The 24,708-nt window shown below is 45.2% G+C and carries 18 protein-coding genes; 8 read left to right on the forward strand and 10 right to left on the reverse strand.

Features of this window, described 5'->3' with window-relative positions; translation table 11 throughout:
• The first annotated feature begins 23 nt into the window (after window positions 1-23).
• The 3 genes from V144x_RS22565 (at window position 24) to V144x_RS22575 (ending at window position 3,262) form a co-directional block, all read left to right on the forward strand.
• The gene (locus tag V144x_RS22565; protein ID WP_197998585.1) at window positions 24-1,064 is read left to right on the forward strand and encodes a prenyltransferase/squalene oxidase repeat-containing protein; all 1,041 of its coding nucleotides are present in this window, start codon (window positions 24-26) and stop codon (window positions 1,062-1,064) included.
• 273 nt (window positions 1,065-1,337) lie between these two features.
• Window positions 1,338-2,633, forward strand: a complete 1,296-nt coding sequence (larC, locus tag V144x_RS22570; protein WP_144988426.1) for a nickel pincer cofactor biosynthesis protein LarC — start codon at window positions 1,338-1,340, stop codon at window positions 2,631-2,633.
• A gap of 95 nt (window positions 2,634-2,728) precedes the next feature.
• Entirely contained in the window at window positions 2,729-3,262 is a 534-nt protein-coding gene (locus V144x_RS22575; RefSeq protein WP_144988428.1) for a hypothetical protein, read from the forward strand.
• Between the two features lie 30 nt (window positions 3,263-3,292).
• Here the strand turns inward: V144x_RS22575 and V144x_RS22580 are convergent, their stop codons facing one another.
• From V144x_RS22580 to fae, 8 genes are all read right to left on the reverse strand, one after another.
• Window positions 3,293-4,471: a DUF1501 domain-containing protein gene (locus V144x_RS22580; protein WP_144988430.1), complete on the reverse strand. Its 1,179-nt coding sequence runs from the start codon at window positions 4,469-4,471 to the stop codon at window positions 3,293-3,295.
• A 140-nt stretch (window positions 4,472-4,611) separates the two neighbouring features.
• Window positions 4,612-5,595, reverse strand: coding sequence for a beta-ribofuranosylaminobenzene 5'-phosphate synthase family protein (locus V144x_RS22585; protein WP_197998586.1), 984 nt, complete (start codon window positions 5,593-5,595; stop codon window positions 4,612-4,614).
• 48 nt (window positions 5,596-5,643) lie between these two features.
• Window positions 5,644-6,207 carry a DUF447 domain-containing protein gene (locus V144x_RS22590; RefSeq protein ID WP_144988434.1) on the reverse strand — a complete coding sequence of 188 codons (564 nt, stop codon included), beginning with the start codon at window positions 6,205-6,207 and terminating at the stop codon, window positions 5,644-5,646.
• 149 nt (window positions 6,208-6,356) lie between these two features.
• Window positions 6,357-9,056: a BamA/OMP85 family outer membrane protein gene (locus tag V144x_RS22595; RefSeq protein ID WP_144988436.1), complete on the reverse strand. Its 2,700-nt coding sequence runs from the start codon at window positions 9,054-9,056 to the stop codon at window positions 6,357-6,359.
• Between the two features lie 366 nt (window positions 9,057-9,422).
• Window positions 9,423-10,031, reverse strand: a complete 609-nt coding sequence (locus V144x_RS22600; protein ID WP_144988438.1) for a hypothetical protein — start codon at window positions 10,029-10,031, stop codon at window positions 9,423-9,425.
• On the reverse strand, window positions 10,028-10,606 hold the full coding sequence (locus V144x_RS22605; protein ID WP_144988440.1) for an RNA polymerase sigma factor: 579 nt from the start codon (window positions 10,604-10,606) through the stop codon (window positions 10,028-10,030). The genes V144x_RS22600 and V144x_RS22605 overlap by 4 nt, the downstream gene beginning before the upstream one ends.
• 152 nt (window positions 10,607-10,758) lie before the next feature.
• Window positions 10,759-11,622, reverse strand: coding sequence for an NADP-dependent methylenetetrahydromethanopterin/methylenetetrahydrofolate dehydrogenase (locus V144x_RS22610; RefSeq protein WP_144988442.1), 864 nt, complete (start codon window positions 11,620-11,622; stop codon window positions 10,759-10,761).
• 108 nt (window positions 11,623-11,730) lie between these two features.
• Complete coding sequence (gene fae / locus V144x_RS22615; protein WP_144988444.1) at window positions 11,731-12,228, reverse strand: formaldehyde-activating enzyme; 498 nt, start codon at window positions 12,226-12,228, stop codon at window positions 11,731-11,733.
• Between the two features lie 241 nt (window positions 12,229-12,469).
• On the opposite strand from fae, the gene V144x_RS22620 reads away from it, so the two are divergent.
• Window positions 12,470-13,807: an ATP-grasp domain-containing protein gene (locus tag V144x_RS22620; protein WP_144988446.1), complete on the forward strand. Its 1,338-nt coding sequence runs from the start codon at window positions 12,470-12,472 to the stop codon at window positions 13,805-13,807.
• Between the two features lie 115 nt (window positions 13,808-13,922).
• Window positions 13,923-15,275, forward strand: a complete 1,353-nt coding sequence (locus V144x_RS22625) for an enolase C-terminal domain-like protein (RefSeq protein ID WP_144988448.1) — start codon at window positions 13,923-13,925, stop codon at window positions 15,273-15,275.
• A gap of 15 nt (window positions 15,276-15,290) precedes the next feature.
• On the opposite strand, the gene V144x_RS22630 is transcribed toward V144x_RS22625, so the two are convergent.
• Window positions 15,291-15,986 (reverse strand): site-2 protease family protein, encoded by a 696-nt coding sequence (locus V144x_RS22630; protein WP_144988450.1) that lies wholly within the window; start codon window positions 15,984-15,986, stop codon window positions 15,291-15,293.
• Window positions 15,987-16,549: 563 nt separating this feature from the next.
• Here V144x_RS22630 and V144x_RS22635 point away from each other — a divergent pair.
• Window positions 16,550-17,818, forward strand: a complete 1,269-nt coding sequence (locus V144x_RS22635; protein ID WP_144988452.1) for a reverse transcriptase family protein — start codon at window positions 16,550-16,552, stop codon at window positions 17,816-17,818.
• A gap of 144 nt (window positions 17,819-17,962) precedes the next feature.
• Window positions 17,963-18,757 (forward strand): DNA topoisomerase I, encoded by a 795-nt coding sequence (locus V144x_RS22640; protein ID WP_232102607.1) that lies wholly within the window; start codon window positions 17,963-17,965, stop codon window positions 18,755-18,757.
• 18 nt (window positions 18,758-18,775) lie between these two features.
• Here V144x_RS22640 and topA read toward each other — a convergent pair whose 3' ends face one another.
• Window positions 18,776-21,517 (reverse strand): type I DNA topoisomerase, encoded by a 2,742-nt coding sequence (gene topA / locus V144x_RS22645; protein ID WP_197998587.1) that lies wholly within the window; start codon window positions 21,515-21,517, stop codon window positions 18,776-18,778.
• 431 nt (window positions 21,518-21,948) lie between these two features.
• On the opposite strand from topA, the gene V144x_RS22650 reads away from it, so the two are divergent.
• Window positions 21,949-24,345 (forward strand): SurA N-terminal domain-containing protein, encoded by a 2,397-nt coding sequence (locus V144x_RS22650; RefSeq protein ID WP_144988454.1) that lies wholly within the window; start codon window positions 21,949-21,951, stop codon window positions 24,343-24,345.
• Window positions 24,346-24,708 lie beyond the last annotated feature (363 nt).

A 24,708-nucleotide genomic window follows, 5' to 3' on the forward strand; every position in this document is an offset into this window, starting at 1 on the left:
AGCTCAATAACAGGAAATTTTCTATGATGCGCTGGTTGATAGTATGCATTGTTCTTGTTTTTTCTGTATCTACGCAAACTCGTTGCTGGGCTCAAGAACTCGATCAACAAAAAAAACAACTTGATGAAGGTATTCAACGGGCAATTCAGTTTTTATCAATCTCACAACAGCCTTCAGGAGCTTGGTCCTTCAATTCCTATGGTGAATCAACGGCTGCGACTTCGTTGGCAATCATGGCGTTTATGGCCGCAGGCTATGTTCCAGAAGAAGGCCCCTACGGCGAGCAGATGAATAAAGGAATCGACTGGGTCCTGTCTCATCAGGCAGCGAACGGCCTGGTCGTACATCATAAAAGTCACGGCCCGATGTACAGCCACGGCATCAGCACACTGATGCTGGCAGAAGTAGCGGGAATGCTAAAAGGAGAACGAGAGAAAAAATGCCGTCAGGTATTGGAACGCGCCGTGAAAGTGATCATCTCTGCGCAGGATGTTGCCAAAGATAAAAGGAACGCGGGTGGCTGGCGTTATTCTCAAACGAGTAAAGATAGCGACCTGAGTGTCACAGGGTGGCAACTATTAGCACTACGCGCCGCAAAAAATATTGGATGTGATATTTCTGCTGACCATATCGACCGGGCAGTCGCCTATGTGCGTCATTGTCGGGGACGAAATAATGTTGGCTTTGCATACCAACCCGGCGGAGCTCCTAGCGCAACAAGAACGGGTACAGGAATTCTGGCTCTGGAAATCTGTGGAAAACATCACACAAGAGACGCACTGGAAGCAGGCGATTACCTGGTCCAGCATCCTTTGAGACCGGACGAATTTTATTACTACTACGGTGCCTATTACTGCAGTGTGGGCATGTTTAAAATGGGGGGAGAGTACTGGAAAAAGACACGAGCAGCAATCATTCCGCAATTACTGGAAATGCAGAAACATGATGGAAGCTGGCTCGCCACGAAAGGCAGCGAAAAGGGAGCGGGCAAGGTTTATTCCACATCTCTCGCGGTCCTGGCTCTCGCCGTCGAATATCAGTACCTGCCGATCTACCAACGTTAAATTGAGCCTGATTCCCATGCTCGAGACCCTTAACGTGTTTTGGTTCAAACGTAGATCAAGTGATTTCACTCAGCCTAAAAGCAATGAAAACTGCCCTCTTTCTTTAACTACTATCTCCTGCTCTCTAGCATCTGTTTGATATCATTAGAGTTAGCGTATTCTACCAAATCCGACTGGCTTCGAATTGACCTTGGAGAACCAGCGGATTACTCTTAGAATTCGTTTTCGAAATTTTCCAGATCCCCCAAATATTAACACGCTTGGATACTGACTGTGCGGATTGCCTATTTAGATTGTTCTACTGGAATCAGTGGTGATATGACGTTGGCGGCACTGGTTGACGCTGGTGTGAATGCAGATCAGATTTGTGCCGGTATTGATTCGCTTGGACTGCCTGATGTGAAGCTGACTTTTTCTTCCACTATGAAAGGTGGCTTTCATGCAACGTCAGTTCAAATTGATCATCCGGAGCAACACGCTCATCGCCACTTAAGCGATATCGTTAAAATCCTGAAACAATCCAATCAGCTCACTCCGAAGCAATTTGAAATTTCACTCTCGCTGTTCACAGCAATTGCATCAGCGGAGGCCAAGGTTCACGGTTCTACAATCGATCAAGTTCATTTCCATGAAGTCGGTGCTATCGATTCGATAGTTGACATTGTAGGAGTGGCAATTGGTTTCGACCTGTTGAGTGTCGAGCAAGTGATTTCAAGTCCTGTTCCCACAGGTTTCGGACAGATAAAAATCGATCACGGAATTTGTACCGTTCCTGCGCCAGGCACAGCTGAACTCTTGAAAGGGATTCCTCTTGCAGACATTTCTATTGAAGCAGAGCTAACAACCCCCACAGGTGCAGCCATTATTTCGACACTTGTTGATCGCTTTTCAATGATCCCCCCCATGACGATAGAAGAAATCGGATACGGAGCAGGTACGAAAACATTTCCCGAAAGAGCGAATCTCTTGAGAATCTTTGTCGGAGAACTCGCTACAAAAAGTAATACTGACAACGTTACGCTACTGGAAACCAATCTCGATGACGTTTCGGGAGAAATTATAGGCTATACAAAACAAAAACTATTGGAATCGGGGGCGCTAGATGTCTACTCCACTTCGATTCAGATGAAAAAAGACCGACCTGCCACCCTGCTCAGTGTCATTTGCAAACCGGAATCATCGGATAAACTCGAATCGATTCTTTTTCAGGAAACAGAAACACTGGGGATTCGTCGGCATCAATTGCAACGTTCGATTCGGCCTCGCCAACGACACACTGTGAAAACAGCTTGGGGAAACGTCGAAGGCAAAATCTCTCTGACACAACATCAGCAATCACAATTTACTCCAGAATATGAATCGTGTGCACTGATTGCAGTAGAGCAAGGAGTTTCATTGCGAACCATTTATCGTGCGGCTGAAGCAGCTTTTATGATTGAAAGCAAATCAAGTAACAGCCCCAATCTTAACGATGCAAATGTGCCCCACGACCACGACCACGACCACGACCACGACCACGACCACGACCACGACCACGACCACGACCACGACCACGACCACGACCACTAAAAGTCTCTTTAAAGATGATCAGGAAGATCATCAAGAGATCACTTTTGGATCAGCACGTCTGATCTTGTTTGGAAGTAAAGGATGACTTACCAATCATGTTTAATTTAAGTGACCCCAATGTCATACTGACAGGTATATTATTGATTGCAATTGCATGGTCATTAAAGAAGAATTTTCGCATGCAAAAGCGCGTACGCGATCGTGATCCGTTACAAGAAGCAAAACACGAAATTGCCCAAACCGAGCAAAAGCAAGTCAACCGGCTCAACCAACTCGAAGTCAAGCTCTTTGATTACGGTCGAGAAGTAGAAGCGCGTTCCGATGACCGCCTGCGAGTCCTTGATGAATTATTGCAGGATGCAGACCGAGAGATTAATCGACTACGTCAGCAACTGACTCTCACCCAACAGAATTCCAGCGAACCTACCAATCAACCGGGACCTGATATTTCAATGTATGAGAGCTCTCGAAAAATCAGTGCATCACTTGAACAGAGATCAATGATCGTTTTCCTCAGCCAGGCAGGATTTTCAGTACAGGAAATCAGTAACTGTTTTCAACACAGTGTGTCTGAAATAGAAACCATCCTGACTGAAGAAAATGAACAACACAATACAGATGTTGCATGAGTCGCTATTGACTCAAATTTTGAATTCTGGTCACGCGGTTACTAATTCCTGAACCGGTGCTGCTTCTATCAGTTTGATTTCCTGATCATCCGTGTGGGCAAGCAGGCTCTCAGGATTTAAACCCAAATGATGATAAATCGTTGCCGTCAATTCAGACGCATGAACGGGACGATCCACGGGAGCACTGCCCCGCGCATCACTTGCCCCCACAACCTGTCCTCCAGGTGTGCTGCCGCCAGCAATCAATGCCGACCATACATGAGGCCAATGATCCCGACCGCCATAAGCATTGAGTTGTGGGGTGCGGCCAAACTCTCCTGTCGCAACCACAAGCGTATCATCAAGCAACCCTTTTGAAGAAAGATCATCAAGTAATGTTGATAATGCTTTATCAAAGGCGGGCCCCAGTGAATCCCGATAATCATAAACTTTTCCGGATGTTCCCGCTCCCGTGCCATGACAGTCCCAGGACAATTGCTGATGCAGATTATCAAACAAATTGACAATCACACACCGCGTCCCCCGTTCGACTAGCTGCCGAGCCTGAAGCAGTAACCTGCCGAATCGCTGTTTTCCGTATTGTTGCTGGATCGCCATCGATTCTCCGGCGACTTCAATTTCATGTTCGCTCGTAGCCGATAAGTCTCCCATTGATGTTGCAGGCTCGAATTCTTCGCCTAAAAATGTTGCCTGCTGTCCACGATAGGTATTCACTCCTAATGAACCAACCAAACGTGGTAAAACAACAAAGGGAGGCGCATCACCACGTGGCCCCCATTGCCTGGATACGACTGAACCAAAACAAGGATAATTGATTGCCCCTCGCGACAATCTTCCTGTCTGAATGAGTTGATGCCCCGTCTCGTGAATGGGAGCAGCATCGTGATACATTGATCTTATTATCGAGAACTGTCCAGCTCGCTGGGCCAATTGAGGAAAGCACTCGCTAAGAAAAACACCAGGAACAGACGTCGAAATTGCTTTTAGTGGACCACGAATTTCAGAAGGCGCTTCAGGCTTAGGATCAAATGTTTCCAGTTGGCTGACGCCACCTGTCATCATGATCAAGATACAGTTTTTCTGTGAACGATCTCTCTTCGAAGCTGATAAGGCAGCTCGCTCAGACATTGACAATCCGGCGAAGCTCAGGCTTCCGACACGCAGGAAATCTCGCCGCGATACCTCGGAGTGATTTTGCTTGGAACGCATAAAAGACAGTTCTCACTACTTTATGGATTACTTTGTTTTATTTCGGGATGGTAGCATTATAACAAGGTTCGACTATTGGCGAAGATTTCCTCTATTAGATTTCAAAATGTTTCAAGATCTTAGAAATCTAAATCTAATGTTCATGCAATGTTTCTCAACTGAGTATAAGCACCACGGTTTAAAGGCTTTACAATTTTAATCGAACAAAATTCTCCGTAACCATTTTCAAATATTATACTTGAAACATATTCAGCGTGTGTTGAATCCCGGCAAACGACCGATAAAGTCGGCCCCCAGGAGGTCTGGGTAATTCCCAGAATTCCTTTTAAACTCAGTAAATTTTCTAGCTCGGCCATCTGGGGATGAGCAAAGATTCCCCCTTGAGCAGGCTGAAAAAACTCACCTACAGCGTGTCCATACTCTGTCAAACCCGCACTAAAACCTTCAAAATCCTGTACCCTTATTGACGGAATAAGCTGCATCAGAACAAGGCGACAAAGCTTGTCGGTAAGAGAAACAGGCATAGAGCCTAACTTCTGAATGGCTTTCGCTTCTAGGTTACCGGAAATGCCTGCCCGATCGGTGGGCGTGATCAACAAAACTTTCCAGTCTACGGGAAAATCAACGCTCAGAACCAAGGGGCTGATTTCACTTGAATCGATTTTGCCTCCTTCTACAATAAATCCACCCGATTCAAAACCATGTATCCCGAGGGCAGAGCGTGCCCCACGTTGAACGCGCTGTGCCAACTCCATAGAAGAAAACTGGTCTTCATCATTTAACATCAAAATGGCGCGCGCGACTGCCAAACTCAATTGAGTTCCCGAGCCAAAACCACAATGCTGGGGAATTTCAGATTGTACTTCTACAGAATAATAACACTCACGTGATGGACCAGTCAGATTTCGGCGAGTCATGTTGATCACATTTTCAATTTTTGAAATGTAATTCTCACTACACACAACATTATCTTTTTCTTCAGATAATACCTTGACTGAGAGTGTCAATCGCGGTTCATCTACCATTAAACCAATGCCACCAAATTCCCGCCCTGCTAACGGGGCAATCGACAGCAATCCCCAATGTAATCGGCTTCCCGTTGTTACGATGACTTCGCGTGACATGACAGATAAGTGCTTCTGAGAGTTGTTGAGTTTTTGGTTCACGATCATCTAAGCATACGCTTTGGAAATATACTCTTCCAGTAAGTGGAAAGCCGTGTGTTCTTCCGGACCGGCAGTTTTTTTCACAATCTCTGCCAAAGCACGATACTGTGTCTGCAAATCATGTTTCTCTATTATATGAATGCGTGTTGCCAGAATCGCTGCTTCCAGCACAGCATGCTTAGCCCGGTTAAGGCCAAAATAATCCCGAATTCTACCATGATGGACTACTGAAGCCTGCATCACAGTGCGATCGGCAGATTCATCAATCGTATCGATTTGAAATTCATACCAGCGACAAGCTGAGGATATCACATCACCTTCAATTTGCTCCGCAGGAAATGTGTTTGGGGTCTCATCCAACTGACTGATAGCCGCTTTTGCCAGCAATAACACATCATCAACAACGTGGAATACTCCGCAACGGGTCTCCTTCAGATTATGGAAGGTTCGAGACGTCTGAAATGGTCGTAACACAAACTGGCTCATCTCAGGATTGACCAGTGGTCCCATCGGGGCAATATTCAATTCTCCCTGTCGATTTCTACTGCTGACAATGCCTTCCAAAATCATCTAAGCTGCTCTCTGAACGAACAATCTGCCACATAACAAACCACTATCATAGCCCAGAAGAAAGCCCGATGAAACTGGTGGCGACGTAGAAATTCCGTCCTGTCAGCAGTTATATTCACACAAAAGCATTATCGGGAAACATTGATCAATTAACGGGTGAACCCAACGTAGAAGCTGAAGACCTGTGTTTCGTCGAATGTCTCTTTTGCCAATGGAACAGCAAAATCCAAAGCTACTGGAACAGGTCCCATTGCAGGAACTGTTAAACGAAGACCGGCACCCACAGAAACACGGAACTGATCGAGAGAAACACTTTCTTCAACGGTACCAAAATCACTGAAGAACACCATTTGGATCATCTCATCGGCAGTAATCGGAACCATATACTGTGCACTACCGAGGAAGCTCCATCGACCACCTACAGCAATTCCATTTTCCCGTGGTGTGACTCCACGGAATTCAAAACCACGGAAGGTCTGGAAACCACCGGCATAGTATCGTTCAAATACGGGAGTATCTGAATCGGTCCAACCCAGCGAGGCACTGATAGAGAGGATATGACGTCCGCCACCATCGGGGCGACTGAAAAGAGTAAAATATTGACTGGCATTGGTTTCCAGGCGACTATAATCAAAATCTCCAACAGCTTGCTCGACTGCAGCTTCGAAAATATGTCCTTCTGCCGGTAGAAACGCTGCATCACGTGTATCATGTGTGGCAGCAATTCGGAATGTATTCAGCAAATTATTACCCACAGACTGTTGAACGATGGGAGGAGTAGGTGTGCGCGGGTTTCGCAGGTCGACATTTTCCAGTCGGAACTGTCCGTTAATTGACCACTCTTGAGTCAATTGACGCCCCAGAGTCAAACGTGTACCTACGCGTTCTTCATCCCAATCTTCATAGAATCGTGTGAAGTAAAAACCACTGACTCCCAAACTGAAATTGGTATCCAGGAAATAAGGATCGGTCCAGTTGAGTAAATACCGGCTGACCTGATCACCGGGAACTGCTTCCGCACGGAAACGTTGTCCGCCACCACGCCAAGCAGTACCGTCCAGCAGATCTTCTATGCTACGGGGAGGTCTTAGAATATCAAAGTTTTCTTCCTGCAGAACGATTGAACCAACAACCCCAGCATCACTGTTGACGCCGACTCCAAACATCAAACGGCCAGTACGGCTTTCGGAAGCATAAACATCCAAATCCACCCAACCCGGTTGTTGCTGGGGAAATTCGGTTCCCATTGGGTCGCCGAGTGGGCTGTTGCCAAATAAAGGATTCAGAGGTTCTGGAATGCCATTATCGTAATTTTGTCCGCGAAATATTTTGTTTTGTCCACGAAATATTTTCTGGGTTCGATTTTGTTCGTTTAAAATACCGTCATCGTAAATTTGCCCACGTTCATAATCTTGGTCAAGTTCGTTGTATCGAGTACGTTTTATATTTTGGTCACGTTCATTATTTTGACCTCGCAAAACATCGTTTTTGCGACTGCTAATCACTTCGCGTTGCGGGTCGACTTTTGTTACGTTAATCCGTGGCCCATTTTGACCTTTTTCAAAAACATGTCCCCCTTCGATACGACGTTTACTCTTTTGAATCAAACGTTGATTCGCCAGATCACCGGGTGCGACAAGCAGAGGATTTGTCAAAACAGAACTCTTAGTACGCGGATTATCACCAGCGATATGTGGTGTAATACGTCGAATTCGATACGGTTTATCTTCATTGATCTGATAGACCAAATCGACTTGGCCTGGTGCTTCCAAAAATCGGGGAACCGGATTCACTTTTGCAAATAAATGCCCTATTTCTCCATATCTTGTGGTTAGTTTATCAACATCCTTTGAAAGAGTACGACTGTTGAAAAACTCTCCCGAGACTAATTTAAAATCGTCGCGAATTTCTTCTTCCGAGAAAATCCGATTTCCCTGAATCAGAATTTCACGAATTTTGTAGCGTTTACCCTCGTTAACCGTATATTCAATTTGAACGCGAGAACGATCTTTGTTATAGCCTACCTTTTCCTTAATTTTCACATCGAAAAAACCCAGACCGTTGTAGTATTGCTTCAGAGAAATTAGATCATCTTCGACTGTGGAAGGATCATATTTTCCTCCCAGAATACTCAGACCAAGAGGCGCTTTTTTGGTTTGCAGTTTTGTTTTAAGCACACCTGAGCTGACAAATTTGTTACCTCGGAATTTGATTCCCGAAACAACAACCTTGGGGCCTTCTTTGATCTCGAAAATCACTTCACGATCATCGGCAAGACCTCCTTTGACGAGTGTAATCTCGGCAAAACGATATCCGCGTTCTACATAAAGCTGCTTAATCCGATGTACTGATTCCTGATTTGCAGAAACATCAAACGGGGAACCGACTTTTAAACCGGTTGTCGCTTCCAGGCGTTTGGTTTTGACTTTCTTATTACCACGAAATTCGACCTTCTCAACAATGGGACGTTCTTTGACCTTGAAGATCAACACCAAACCTTGTTCCGTTTTTCGATAAACGGGCTCCACGCTGGAAAACCAACGGGTCGCAAAGAGGAGTCGCATATCTTCAAGAACTTGTGTGCGTGAGGCAGGTCGGCCGCGTTGGCTTTTGGTCTTTTGTAAAATCGAGAGTGCTGGAATGGACTCATTTCCTTCCACGCGGATGTCGAAAAGAGGTTCATCCAAGGATATGGTGCTCTTTTTTCCTTCCTGCGCAGAGGCTGACTTCATCACAGGAATATTCCCGTTGATGCAGACTCCGAACAAAATAATCTGTACCAGGATCAGGCTTGATGCCCATCGCAATGCGTTACCGCATCTGGTGTCAGATAAGACACCTCTTATCATGTCGAATCCAATTGTAATTTTTGCGAGAAAAGATACGAGGTTCACTTCTGTGTGACAGGTTGAAAATCTCTTTTTCAATGGCCCTGTGATCTCAGGGAGGAAATGAGAAAAGGGAGTGTTAGACAGGAAATGTTCCCTCCGGTTAACAGTGGGTTGCGTACAAATAACGAAAATTGAAAACAGCCGCAAGATGAGTTTCTCAATGACGATCAGAATTGATGACATCAATTGAAAAAAGTACCTTTTGAGGCGCAATTACTTGTAAGACTTACAAATTTTGTTGCGCTTAGAGCACGAGAAATGGAGACCGAAAAGGCGAAGTGAAGTGAATTGACTGAATTGATTGACGATAATCAGATCCACTTGCTAGTCAGTGTTTGAACTTAAGTGACAGGCAACACAGGACAAAACCACATTGCTGGCTGATATTTTATCCATTTCTGTCCGGAAAGTTCGATTCGCTTTCTCTTCACGCTGGGTGATCCAGAGGCAAGACTGTTGTTTCTGTAAATTATTTGCTCCTATGGGGATGTGATTTTCGGGAGCAAATGTAGAAACTCCCCACCCCATTAGAATTCCAGCAAATAGAATCAATGCTGCGTTCATAAGCCGTCTTTGATAAAGCTTTGATTTTGCAGACCGTTTTGTAAGTTGAGGCGATTCTGCTTCTGCCCTTAAACGTGTTGCCGCTTGATCCGCCATCCGTACAGATTCTGCAGACAAAAATGGATGCCCAGCTTGTGGGAAAAGATCGGACGAATTCTGATCCTGAGTCTGATGAAGATCAGTACCGTACTCGTTAAAATCATCGACTGCCATATCAGCATCTAGAATCTGATGAAATGTATCCAATGCTGGCGCAAGAGTTTCTTTCATCTGCCGACAGCGAGAGCACAATTGAAGATGCCATTGCAACTCTTCGCAATTGTGATCAGTGGGATGAGTAATTAGATCAAACGCTTCGTCACAGTTCATGATGCATCTCCTTCCGAAGTCGAAGCTTCAGAAAAACGATGAGCCAGTTGAAGCAATCCGTTTTTCACACGTATTTTTGCTGCAGACAAACTACAATCCATGGTTAAAGCAATCTCAGTAAATTTCATTCCGCCGAAAAAACGCAATCGCAACGCATCGGCTTGCACTTCCGGCAATTCATGCAGGTATCGCGCCAATAGCGCAAATTGTTCCGTTTTCAAGGCAATTTGTAAGGGAGTCTCTGACGAACTGGGTTCTGGTATCACAACATCATCAGTCATTGACGAATGACTAATTTCACGCGGCGAACGCTGTTCTCGCTTATAATGACGACGACACAAGTTTAAAAAAATAGTCCAGAGCCACGTCGAAAATGCAAATGAAGGGTTATAGGTCTCACGGGCAGCGAATGCAGACAAAAATGCTTCCTGCACCAAATCTTCAGCCGCTGAAAATTTTCCGAATTTACTCCAGGCAAATCGTAACAGACGCTTACGATAACGTATCACCAACTCATCGAACAGAAGATACTCTCCTGCACAGACGCGTTTCATAATGGTGGCATCGTCATACATGAAAATGATCCGGAAGTTAAACTGCTATAGCTCCAAGAGCTTACAAAACGCATTTCCCTTATTTGGAAGTGTATTCTCAACTCACCAATTCTATCGAGACTCAGAGAGTCGATGCAACCTGAATCGTTCATTCTCCAGTTCTTAAGTAGCATTTATTCTTTGAGATCAACGCCAATCTGGTAAATTTCTTCGGTGTCAAGCAGGAGATCATTCGATTCAAATAGCTTTTGGATGGCCGCTTTATGAATCTTCATCTTTGTACCTCCTGCTCCAATCGCTCCGTAACAGAGAACCCCTTCCCGATCTGTAGCCTTATCCATCACGTCAACTTCCTCTATCCCCGCTGGTGGAACCGCATTCAAATCAATGATAACTTTAAGCTGCTTCATCGGCTTCCAACAGGCTGCCGGGAGCAGTTTCACCCCCGCTGCACCAGCGGAAATAATGAGGTTTGTATCCTGATTGACTGCTTCAATCTGCTTGTGGTCTTTTAAAGAGAGGGCTTTTAATTGTGCTCCTTCCACAACAGTCGTAATTGCATCACAGGTAGCCTGAGCGCGCTCTTCAGAACGGGAAGCCACAATCACATTTGCCCCGCGTTTTGCCAGCAATTGTGCTGCACGCTGACCAACTGGACCGGTTCCTCCCAAAATCAATGCAGTCGTTTCAGAAAAGTTGAGATGCTTCCCCGCCGCCAAGACTGCAGCGGCCGCTGTCGTATTGGAGCCATTGGAATCAATCATTACGGAGACACGAACCGGGCTGAAAAACAACTCTTGAACTCTTTGAAAGAGTGTCTCCCCTTCCTGAATCTGGCTCCCCCCCACAAACAACGCCGTGTGATGCAGGTCTTTAGCCCCGCGAGTAAACATCGCTCCATGTACCAACGGTGTCACATTTTCAGGCGTGATATTACCGTAACTCATCAACTCATCAACACCAGCGTCGATGGCGACAACACGATCAAATGTGCTGGGCTGCGCATCAGTATCCAGTTGAATCAAAATCTTTTTCATGTTAGTTCTGAAACTCATCAAAGCCAGGAAATTGTAATAGACAGAACGAAAAACCCCTGCTCTAAATGAACAGGGGTCTGAATTCGATCTTTCCACCTCATCAGAAATTTATCCAGCGTAGAAGGGATGCGAGGCTTCACTCTTCTTGGCTAGCATTTCGTCAGCAGAAGGCTCGCTTTTCATGGCGCGAGCAATTGCTTCCTTGGTGGCTTCATAATTGTAATCAAAGATCTTCTTGTCATCATCTGCTTCCCAGTGAATGAATACACCACAGACAATCACGAGATCTTCACACTGGTCTTTGGGAATGACACCTGCTTCAACACTGTCTGCAACAGCTTTTGCAACAGCGTACTGAGCGGGTCCAAACATTTGAACTGCTTGCTTAGCCCCTTTAATAGTTACCTTTGTCACCATAACTGTAGCAGGTTTCACAGCCAAGTTAGGTGAGAGTACCGCAAGCAGATTGCTATGTCCCATTTTCTGGCTGGAGAGAGCATTTGCAAAAGCCACTCCGACAGGACCATTTTTGTCACCAATCAATAAATCGATATGAGAAACTTCATTACCTTCACCAACAAGTGACTCACCGACAAACATTGACATTCTTCGTTCTCCATTTCGTATTAGGTTCTTACAATTATGTGCAGTGCACAAATTAAAACGGATCACGAATACCGCAGTCCTGGAGGGACGACGAAGCAAACTCTCGTTTTGATTCGCCTTGGATCATTCGTAGCCTGTCCTATTTAATAACAATTTAAGAACAGAATTGCCAGTAATCCGCTAGAATTCACACTAAATCCTCATAAAATTATTATCTCCTACTCCCCCAAATCACAATTTGATGAATAAACAAGAACAAATAGAAATTCCAAAGAACCCTGAGCTACTCATTGTTGGAGCGAGCACACGAGCTGCCGCATGTTCTGCCCTGCGTGCCCAATTCCAACCGCTCTGTGTAGATCAATATGCCGACCAGGACCTTCGTGAAATTGCGCAAGTACTCCCCAAAACAAGCGATGACTCAAATTGGTTGCAGGCCCTTGACGAACATACTTCAATGGAGTGGATCTATACTGGGGGAATGGAAAATCATCCGAACTTCATCGAGCAAATCAGTCGAAAACATCATCTGCGAGGCTGTGATCCAGAAAGTCTATCTTATGCCCGAGATCCTTTTTTTCTGGAAGAAATCCTGGCGCGAGCAAAAGTCCAAACCCCCACCTGCTTTAAGGCTGATTCCAAGCCAGATGGTAATTTGAAATGGTTGAGTAAACCAATACATGGTTCAGGAGGCCACGGAATCCATTTTGTGGACGCTAACTCTTCAAAGTCTCTTAGAAACAAAGCTTGCTATGTACAGCGCTACCAACCTGGAATTCCACTTTCGGCCCTGTTTATAGCATTTCACCACATCTCTGTTTTAGTGGGTATTTCCATGCAATTTATTGGAAATGCCGCTCTCAATGCGAAACCATTTCAATTTTGTGGCGGAATGACTCTCAAAACGGTTCCTGCCTCATGGAATCAAGCAATTGTGGAACTGGGGCAAACGATTGCACAGAAGTGTCACATACAGGGCATTTTTGGCTGCGATCTGATCCTGGATCCAATGCAAGAAAATCGGATCTGGTTGAATGAAGTTAACCCGCGCTATACAGCGATAACTGAATTATTTGAACTACAATCTCAGCTTCCAATCCTATATTGGCACATGGCCGCCTGTCGCACCTTTGAAGAGCAAAAGATAAATCTTGAGACACCGTTACAACTACGGAAACTGCTCCTAAAAGCCCAAAACCAACCGCAACCACAAATTGCCAAAGGGATTCTCTACGCGGCTCAGGATATGACTTGCCCTTACATTGATTGGAACCACAATTTGTCAAAAGACCTTTACCAAATCCCGGAACTCGCTGATATCCCCCATCCAGGAACAGACATTCAAAACGGTTCTCCTATCTGTTCAGTTTATGGAGTCGGAGAGAACCACCAATCCTGTCTACAGTCACTGGCTGAGAGAATCGTCCAGTATTCGCGGCTTTTTCAAGCGGATTCCCGGAGAGAAAACAACGCGAAAGCTGTCTTTAACAAGCTATGGCCTGAAATGAAAACAGAAAACTCCCTTTTTTCCCGTTTTTTCACAAGCGAGAATGAATCGCATTCGTTTCTTGAAGATTGAACGAAATGGTTATAAAATCAACTTAGGAATTGACATTTTAGCAGATGATCTACAAAACAAAAAATAAACCATTGCAATGGTTTATCACGCAGCATGAAGGATTAATTACAGAGCGATGTCCAAGTCAACTGATATCAAAATTGTTGAGGCGAAATTTTCAACTGAAGAAGTTCCATTTCGTACCCCTCTGAAATTCGGTGGACGAGTAATGGACAGCAGTGTCCTGTTAAATGTGGAAGTCGTCGTTGAAACACGCAATGGAAAACAGGGTATCGGAATTGGCAGCATGCCTGCTGGAAACATCTGGGCCTGGCCATCAACTGTTGTCAGCCCCGATGACGGCCTGAAGGCCATGATAGCTTTCCTGGAAGAAGCTGTCGAAATTGCAAATATCTGTCCGGAAATTGCGCACCCGATTGATCTGATGTATCACATTTCGGCTGAATACCATTTCATGGGAAAAAAACTTTCGAAAAAACTAGGCCTTGAGGAGGAAATTCCTGAGCTGGCCCAGCTTGTCGCATCCAGTCCACTAGATGCAGCTATTCATGATGGTTTTGGACGCGCGAATCATATCAACAGCTATAATGGCCTCTCCTCGGAATATATGAATTATGATCTGACGGAATACCTGGACGATCAATTCCAGGGAGAATACCTGGATCAGTACACACTCCGAGATCCCAAACCAACGCTGCCGCTCTACCATCTTGTGGGAGCGCTAGATCCAATTACTGAAGCCGATGTTTCTGAACGCATTGATGATGGTTTACCCGAGACACTGGGAGAGTGGATCAAAGCAGACGGGCTGACCCATCTCAAAATCAAGCTCTCTGGCGATAATCTCGACTGGGATATCAGCCGTGTGATTGCTATTGAAAATGAAGCAGTCAAAGCACAAGGAGAACGAGGGCAAGATACCTGGTTTTACTCGCTGGATTTTAATGAGAAATGTGAAAATGTAGATTATGTTCTCGACTTTTTAAACAAGATACGCGAGCAGACACCGGCTGCCTTTGATCGAGTTCAATATATCGAACAACCCACAAATCGGGACCTCAAAGCCAATCCGGAAAATAAAATGCATGAAGCAGCCAAGATCAAACCAGTGGTTATTGATGAATCTCTGGTCGACTATGATTCGCTGTTACTAAGTCGCGACCTGGGTTATTCAGGTGTCGCTTTAAAAGCCTGCAAAGGTCAAACGGAATCTCTGTTTTTGGGAGCTGCCGCGCAGAAGTTTGATATGTTTCTCTGTGTGCAGGATTTAACTTGCTGCGGTTATTCTTTCCTGCATTCTGCCAGTTTAGCGGCTCGGATTCCAACCATTGCTGCAATAGAAGGTAATGGACGCCAATATTGCCCTGGCCCAAACAAAAAGTGGGCACGCTCTTATCCTGGTATGTTTAACATTACTGATGGCACAGTCAAAACAGCCGAACTCAACGGTGATGGTCTCGGATTCTAAGCACAAGAAACACTTCTACCAGGGATTGTTCCGCTGTTGGTATGCCTGAAAGTTAAAAAAAGCAAATAAGGCAAACATAATGCCTGCAAAGCGGTATTGCTCTTTAAAAAAATAAAAGGCCAGTGCACCTGCAGCAACCATTGAAATCTGTATGGCCAACACATCACCTCGGTAACGTTTGACGGCTTTGCAGATATCCTCACAAATGTGCCCCCCATCCAGTGGGAGAACGGGAGCGAGATTAATCAATCCCCAATATAAATTGATGAAATACAAGTAATGAAATGTAGTACCAACATAGACTGCCCCTTGTTGACCCAAGTTATTCCAAAAACCAAATCTGATGGAAATGTATTTAAAGAACATGACTGCTCCGAGCAGTCCGAAACCGGCCAATGGCCCTGCTGCTGATACAATGATTGATCGCTGGGTTGTCATTCCCGAATAAGGCTGAAACGTAGCCAGACCACCAAAATGATACAACATAATTTCAGGGGGCCAACCAAAGTGTTTTGCCATGACGGCATGACCCAACTCATGAATCAAAATTGATACAAAAACACAGGCAATCCAGATCAGCGTCATTTTCGGATCATTGGCGTTCCACCCCATGAACGCTGACACCGCCCAGAATAATGGATGTACGCGGACTGGAATCCCAAACAGAGAGAAACGTAAATCAAATTCGGTGGGATTAACGTTTCCCAGCATCGTCTTATCTTTCTATTTTTACTTTTGCAAAGCGAACTCGCAGCCAGCAGAGATCAAAGAATTATCAGTCAGCGTACTACCGTTCTACTGAAAATGCACATCGCTGGAACCTCTTAATTCTGTTTTAAATGTATCCTAGCCATAAAATCAGGGCAATTGCAGTTCACGTTGCACTCATAAAGACAATTTTTGTATCAGTTTTATAAAACCAGTTTATAGTACTGAATCGTGTTGGAATATAGGGGCTTTATCCAGATTCACAAGACTTAACATTGACGCAGTTCACGAAAAGGATACGATTTGCAGTCTTGATGGGCAGTGGGTCGCACAAGTTCTGACTCTAACTGAATCCTGACGGATCACTTAGAGTACTGCGGGGATACCCCGTGGGAGAAGTATTGACCATTCTACGAAATGTGAAGGGTCGCTACGATAGACTCTTATCGTAGCAACCCTTCGCCACAGGATCGGTTGTGCGGCCCGCTGGCCATCTTTTTATTATTTTTATAAAGCCATATTCCTGCTGATAATCGCAGTAAACAGAATGACCACGGGATTTTTGAATGGGCTTATTTCAATTCATACGCCGGCTCCTGTTTGGTTCATCATCAGGCCGACCTGTCACTCCCACTGATTCCTATTCGAAACAGAACAAGACTCAACGTGCGTACCGAAAACCTCGATTGAAACCTTTTCGATATCGTCAAAACAGACGAACAGATACAACCGAACTCGAAGAAGTTTCATCTCCTCCTTACGAACTCGCTCGCTATGCATCTCGCACTGGTCATTATTTTGATATGGCTCAGGATACTGATTTTGAAAAACTCGATCAGTACAACTTACCTCGGTTTTGCACACCACTGGAACTTTCCCAATGGTTGGAGTTCCCTCTCGGAAAGCTTGCATGGCTGACACACCGGTTTAATCAATTCGATCGCCCTGATGATGTCAAAGAGTCGCACTACGTTTATCACTGGTTACCCAAACGAAATGGTTTTCGGTTGATTGAAGCACCAAGACCATTCATAAAAATAGCTCAGGAACAAATTCTAAAGGACTTACTAAATAGAATCCCCGTTCATCCGGCTGCACACGGATTTGTTGCCGGCCATTCTTCCGTGACCAATGCATTACCTCATACCGGTAAACGCGTGGTTGTCAAATTTGATCTGGAAAATTTTTATACAAGCGTCAAATTTTCAAGGGTTGTTTCTATTTACCGTAGTATTGGCTATTGCCGCGAAGTCTCACTTTGGCTCGCACGTTTAACAACTTCTGCCATTCCCATGAGCATGCCTTTTCCTGATGGGAGTCTGAGACCACTTTATCCTTATCTCTCTCGCCATCTTCCACAAGGAGCACCAACATCCCCTGCACTGGCGAATCTGTCTGCATTTTCCCTGGACGTCAGGCTCTCAGGTTTAGCGCGATCGTTTGATGCAGAATACACACGCTATGCCGACGATTTAACCTTTTCCGGTTCCGATCAATTTTTGCGTGCTCTGCGTGTCTTTATCCCACTGGTGGAGCAAATCATTCGGTCGGAACGATTTCAGGTCAATCAATCGAAACGACGCGTATTACGAAATAACCAACAACAAAAAGTGACTGGCGTTGTTGTGAATGAACACACGAATGTGCCGCGCAAAGAATTCGATCTGTTGAAAGCGATCCTCACAAATTGCATTCGAAAGGGGCCTGCAAGCCAAAACCGGAAAGGTCACCCCGATTTCGCCAGTCATCTTCGCGGTCGCGTGGCCTATGTTCAACAACTGAACCCAAATCGTGGCCAACGTTTACTCCAGCTTTATCAGCAAATCCGCTGGTAGACTAAACCACTGAGAAGTACCTTGTCTTACTGATAGTTTTTGATACATAATAGATCATCAAATACCCCATAGACTTGGAAAAGTGAAGTCTTTTTTGATCCCTGATTGAGGTGTTTTCGTTTCATCAGTCAGGGAGTAAAACTCGTGCTATTACCATTCGATCAGTTAGGAACTATTGTGGGTGGATTTTTTCGTATCCTGTTTGCAAATCCCTACTTTAGAAACCTGTTAAAACCATTAACACGTTTCTTTATCGGGTTGATTGCGATCCCCATTTTCCATCTGATTCTCAGTAAAGTCATCCGCGTTCAAGAAATTGACGAAGAACTGGAAAAAGACCTCGAACAGTGGTTTCGTGGTTCCTTGCTCCTGCTGGCTGCGACAGCCAACATGGAAGCCGCCTTGTTTGGGTGGGTTCCTATGAGTCTCCAGGGAACTGAAGGCTGGATCTTAATGGGTTTCCGCATCATGTTGGCCATTGGTGTGATTGAAGCCATGCCCGATCAGGAACTGTTTTCGATCATTCATCCTGGTCCACCCACTTTAAAATTATCAAAAGAATACGGAATCTTTCGGGAGCTGAAAGAACAATGGCGCGCTATCCTGAAAGGGCTTGTGTGCCAACATATTAACCGTTCCTCTCCCGTATTTGCGATCCTCTCTGCCATTGCCATTGATGCGGTAGGTTGGGTCTGTTATGGAATTGCGATTACACAGTATTTGATAATCGGCCTGGTGACTTCGCGTGATCGTGCGCTGGATGTACTCTCAGAGTTTGACCGTCAGGTGACAATTCGGCGTCGCGAACTGATTGAGGAATTTGATCTGAGCGATAAAGAAGTCAATGCAGCAAACCGAGAGAAGTGCAAAGAAGAAGACCAGCAAGAGATAAACAACCCAACCACAGACGACCTGGATCAGTCTAAGGCGTCTGCCTGAATTTGATCTATTCCGTTATTATTCAGCAGTTTTTTTCTTGGCGGATTTCTTCTTAGCTGCTTTTTTCGTTGTCTTCTTTTTGGCTGCCGCTTTTTTTGTGGTTTTCTTCGCAGCTGCTTTCGCTTTCTTGGCAGGTGTTTTCTTTGCGGCTGTTTTTTTCGCCTTGGTCCCCGCTGATTTCTTAGTTGTCTTTTTCTTGGCGGCCTTCTTCTTTGTACCTTTTTTAGCTGCTTTCGCTTCCAACCATTCGAGCGCCTGTTCTAGCACCACATTTTCAACTTCGTACCCCTTGGGAATGGTCGCATTGATTTTGCCATGTTTCACATAAGGCCCATAGCGACCATCAAAAATGGCAACCGTTTCTTCGTCTTCCGGATGTTTTCCTAATTCACGAATGGGTGTCGGTGCACTTCGTTGACGCGCCTGCTTTAAGAGTTCCACAGCGCGAGGTAACTCAATCGTCAGAATGTCATCATCCTTCGTCAGAGATTTGTAGACCTTGTCGTGCAAGACATAGGGACCGAAGCGACCAATGCCCGCGTTGACTTTCTTTCCTGTTTCGGGATGCTCACCTAAAAAACGCGGCAGGCTCAAGTATTTGAGCGCCTCTTCCAGACCGATCGTGTCCGGGTCGACCGTCTTAGGGATACTGACGCGTTTTGGTTTTGGTCCATCCTCAATCACATCTCCCAATTGCAGGTAGGGACCAAAAGGACCAAATAACTTGTAAATGGGCGTGTTTTCTTCAGGATGCATCCCGAGTGACTTCGGCCCTTCGCTTTTCTGACGAATCAATTTTTCTGCAAGTTCATTGGTGAGATCTGCTGGTGCGATATTGTCGGGAATCGAAGCGGAAACAGGTTCTTCTTCTGCGCCATCGGTGACATACGGTCCATAACGACCGACACGCACTGCCGACTCAATCCCTTCCAAATTAAGCGTACAGATTTCCCGCGCATCGATTGTTTCTTCCTTGGATTTGACCTGTTCATCGAGGCCTTCTTTTCCGCGGTAGAATTGGTTCAAATACGGTAAACGATCCCCTTCGCCGACGGCGATATCGTCTAATTCCTGTTCCATGGCGGCCGTAAATTGTAGATCCACCAGATTGGGGAAAAACTGTTCCAGTAAGCGAGTGACTGCCAGTGCGGTAAACGTAGGCACAAGTTGGCTACCTGACTTTTTCACATAGCCGCGATCCTGAATGGTTCCGATGATGGAAGCGTACGTACTCGGTCGACCCACTCCTTCACTCTCCAATTTCCGCACGATGGTCGCTTCTGTATAACGCGCGGGGGGTTTTGTTTCGTGCTTGAGGGGATCAACCTGGTTGGCTTCGAGGGCCTGATTTTCCTCCAGCGGTGGCAGCATCGATTCACTGTCGTCTAAAGCGGCTTCCGGATCGTCAACCCCTTCAACGTAGGCACGGAAGAAGCCAGGAAATTCCACATGGCGTCCTGTGGCACGAAACTCAGCATTATCGGCTGTGATGGTCACTGTTTGAAAACGCAGCTTGGCTTCTTCCATTTGTGTGGCCATCGTCCGTTTCCAGATCATCGCATACAGTTTGGCTTGTTGTCCCTTTAGTCCGATTTCTTCGGCCGTTTTCATCGATTTACCGGCGGGGCGAATCGCTTCGTGTGCTTCCTGGGCGCCTTTGGACTTCGTATCAAAACGCCTTATCTCCGGGTTGAGATAATCTTTACCATATAAATCTTCAATCCGATCTCGCGATGCAGAAATCGCTTCATTCGAGAGATTCACGCTGTCAGTACGCATATAAGTAATGTGGCCATCTTCGTATAAACGTTGCGCAACCTGCATCGTTTCACGGGCCGACATGTTCAACTTGCGGTTCCCCTCCTGTTGCAACGTGCTGGTAGTAAACGGCGCAGGGGGCTTGCGTGATTGCAGTCGTTGTTCGACTGAAGTGACAGTCCAATCAGACTTTTTGACACGTTCGAGCAATTCGTCTGCCTGCTGCTCATTCAACAACAACACATCCGCATCGGCCTTCAGCTTGCCTGTGGACTCGTCGAAATCTTTACCGCTGGCAACTTTTTTGCCTCCGACCGCTGAGAGCATCGATTCAAATTCGGCTCCATCGGAAGTCTTTAATAATGCCTTCAAGTCCCAATAGGTACCACTTCGAAACGCAAGTCGTTCCAGCTCTCGCTGGACCAGAATTCGGACCGCGACAGACTGCACACGCCCGGCAGAGAGTCCACGGGCAACCTTTTTCCAAAGTAGGGGGCTTAATGTAAATCCATACAAACGGTCCAGTACACGTCTCGTCTCCTGGGCAGAGACCAGATTCAAATCAAGTTCACGCGGATTAGCAATCGCTTCCTGAATGGCATCTTCTGTGATTTCAGAGAAAACCATGCGTTTTACGGGTACTTTTGGTTTCAATAGCTCAGTCAGATGCCAACCGATACTTTCACCTTCACGGTCTTCGTCAGTCGCAAGAATGAGTTCTTCGGCATCCTTTAGAGCGTCTTTGAGTTCCTTTACCGTCTTTTTCTTCTCTTTGGGTACCAGATAATAAGGCTCAAATTCTGACTCGGTATTGACCCCCAAGGTGGCCCATTTGTGCTTTTTCTTGAATTCGGAAGGAACATCAGAAGCCTTTGCAGGCAAATCACGTACGTGCCCCATACTGGCCAGGACCCGATATTTACTGCCTAAATAGCCACCGATTTTCTTGGCTTTGGCCGGTGATTCAACGATCACCAATGCTTTCAGCTTTTTCTTTGCCACCAGACCTGCCCTTCCTGAGAAACCGACGTAAACCTTGTCACCAATGTAATCTTGGATACAATACGCGGCTTAATTTCTGCCATTATTTTCGTACTTTGAGAACTTTAGCCGGATCAGTTTGAAACTTTATCTCGGCAATCCATAACCGCCACAAAACTCTCTGTCAAGCCTGTATTTATTTTTTCATTCCTAATGTGCGCTCAGAATGAGGTACTTTTTGCCTTAAGATCAGCCAGGAAACAACAGGATTCTTTGAGAGAAGACTTTCACGAATGGCCCGAATAAATTACAACACATAAAATAAACAGAAAACTCTTTTCCAATTTGAAGATACGAAAAGTAGTGATCTCGTCAATCAGACATGGTTGCAGTCAAATTTTCACTACCAAAATTCGATTTCATTCGACTTGCAGACTGAAGAAGGAAACAGAATGGCCTCGCCACTGGAATTGTTTCGTAAAAAACAAAAAGTGTTAATGGTTCCGCTCACCATCCTGGCAATGTTCGCATTTATCGTCATGGACCAGTTGAAACCTGAGCAATTTCCACCGATTTTAGGAATGCTGGTCTTTGGCGCCCTATTCTGGTACCTGGGAAAAGATCGCGGCAAGGGAACGTTATTCGCTGTCATCGGTATCATTATCGGCTTCTTTTTGGGCTATGCATATATGCCCCGACCTGGTGCTGCGATGGTTGTGACCACTACGGCAGGTGACATCGACCAACGGGAATTTCAGGAACTCATCAGGAATCGGCAAATTGCGAATCAGTTCATTGTCAGGACTTACTTTGAGTCATTGACCGAAGAAGAACGACAGCGTGCTCAACCGCCACGTGGATATATGTTTGGTTTTGGTCGGGATACAGAAGATGACATCATTCTGGAATTCCTGTTCCGCAAAGAAGCTGACAAAATGAATCTCATCGTTTCTGACGATGCAGTGACTCAATATATTTCACGCTATACCAATAATAAACTCAGCAGTGAATCCTTTCAAAAAACCTGCCTAAGCATGGGGATAACGGAAGGGCAGATCTATACGATTTTCAAAGATCAACTCAAAGCACGTCTCGTATTTCGATTACTCATGCCTGAAGTTTCACTGACTCCCGATCAATACTGGAACTTCTACAAAAAGTTCAACGTGCGCGAAGAATTAGAAGTGGTCGCGTTACCAGTCAAAGACTTTGAAGATCAGGTCCCTGCCCCTACGGAAGCAGAAAAACAAGCATTCTTTGAGAAATACAAGGCGGTCTTCCCTAATGAAACAGGCCCCGGATCTCCAGGATTACGTCAACCACAAAAAGTGGAAGTAGAATATTTAATGGCCGACTATGAAGAGACTGAAAAGTTGGTCCCCCCTGTGACTGAAGAGGAAATCACCGCATTTTATGAAGTGAATAAAGAGCGGCTGTATAAGAACAATCCGATTCCGGATATGCCTGACATGGAGGCGCCCTCTGCACCAGACCAACCGATCGAAGCAGTGAAACCAGTCAACGATGATCAGAAATCAACGAAAGAAACGACTCCCTCATCTAAAGCAGATAAAGAACCCTCAAAAGAAACCAAACCCAAAGACCCCACGCCCCAAAATGCGACAGAAAAGAAAGCGGAATCGAGCGCTCTTGATTCCGATCTCACCACATTTGTTTCTCTATTAGATGAAAAGCCCTTAGAAAAACCTACGGTCGCAACGAAACCTAATACACCGCCTGTTGAGGATAAGAAAGAAAATCCTACGACAGCACCAGCACCACTCGAACCTTATCGTCCACTAGACGACGATTTAAAAAGTGAAATTCGTGATCAATTATTAAGAGAACGTACTCTCGCTCTGATGAAGGAAAAAATTGCGGCTGCTGTGATCTTCATGAACGATCTTAGCTACCTCATTAATAGCCCTGCGGAAGGTACAACACCGCCCACACCAAAAGAAATCACAGAAAAATTGAAGGCCTATGCGGCCAAACACCAGTTGATCTACAACATTACTCCTCTGATGTCGGCTCAGCAAATTGAAGAGTCTGAAAAATATCCACTGGGAACAGCAAAAGAACCCAGCCTCAATCAATTTACTGCGCAACCCAGAACCGTCATTGAACAATTGTTTGAGACACCCCTTGAGTTGCTTTACACGACCTATGAAGCAGAAGACTCATTTTCAAGTGCGTTAATTGCTTACTGGAAAGTGAAACATGTTGATGCCACGATTCCAAAATTTTCCGACCCGGAAACTCAGGAATCGATTACTCAGCTATTAAAAATGGAAGGTGCCCGCCCTATTGCCACAAAACGGGCAGAAGAACTGAAAAAGTTAATTACCGATGCCGGTGATAAAGAAATGGCCGAAGCGCTCAAAGGTCAAACGATAACTGGTCAAAAGGAAGGAGAAGAACTCTTAACTCAAACGACTGAGTCATTCAGCTGGATGCGAACTTCCACTGCTGGAGCCAGTAATCCGTTTTCAATGCCTCGTCCCGAGTTATCCAGTATTAGCGCCATTGATGGTGCCGGGAATGAATTTATGGAACAGGTATTCGATAACATGGACAACGGTGATGTAGCGGTTGTCATGAATGCAGATAAATCAATCTGCTACGTGGTAAAAGTAATGAATCGTATCCCTTCGACTTCGGGCGGGCTCACTGCCATGTACCAGGAATTTCTAAAAACAGACTTATTCTTCTTTTTCTCTCCTTATCTCCCGCTAGCTCAGATGGAACAACAGCAGACGAACTACGAATGGAGCCGTGGCATTGAAGAAAAATATCAGGTTCAGAAATTCTTTGAGCAGGTGGAAGGACCTGAAGAAAACGTCGAATAAATTCTAATTTTTTGCTAACAGAAAAAGGTTTGCCTCCGTATTAATAGGCATATGCCCTTAATTTCTGATGTTTTGATTTTTAGATTTATGAGAAACTATTTTTCAAAAATCACCAGCGAAAAGACTGGACATCATGAAATTTGTATATTAATCATATAGGAAACCGCTGGTCGTATTTCATTGAAAATAGACCATAGGTAGTCAAAGAGACTTATCAGTTTTTTTGATTTATGATTTTTTACACAAAAGAAATTCAGTTAAGTCAAAACGTAGACTCCCTCTTACGTTGTGTTTTTAACGCTATCAAGTTAAAAATGGACAAGTTCGGTAAATTTGCCATGCCATCCTCACTGGCTACGAATC

The sequence above is a fragment of the Gimesia aquarii genome (assembly GCF_007748195.1).
GTDB lineage: Bacteria > Planctomycetota > Planctomycetia > Planctomycetales > Planctomycetaceae > Gimesia > Gimesia aquarii.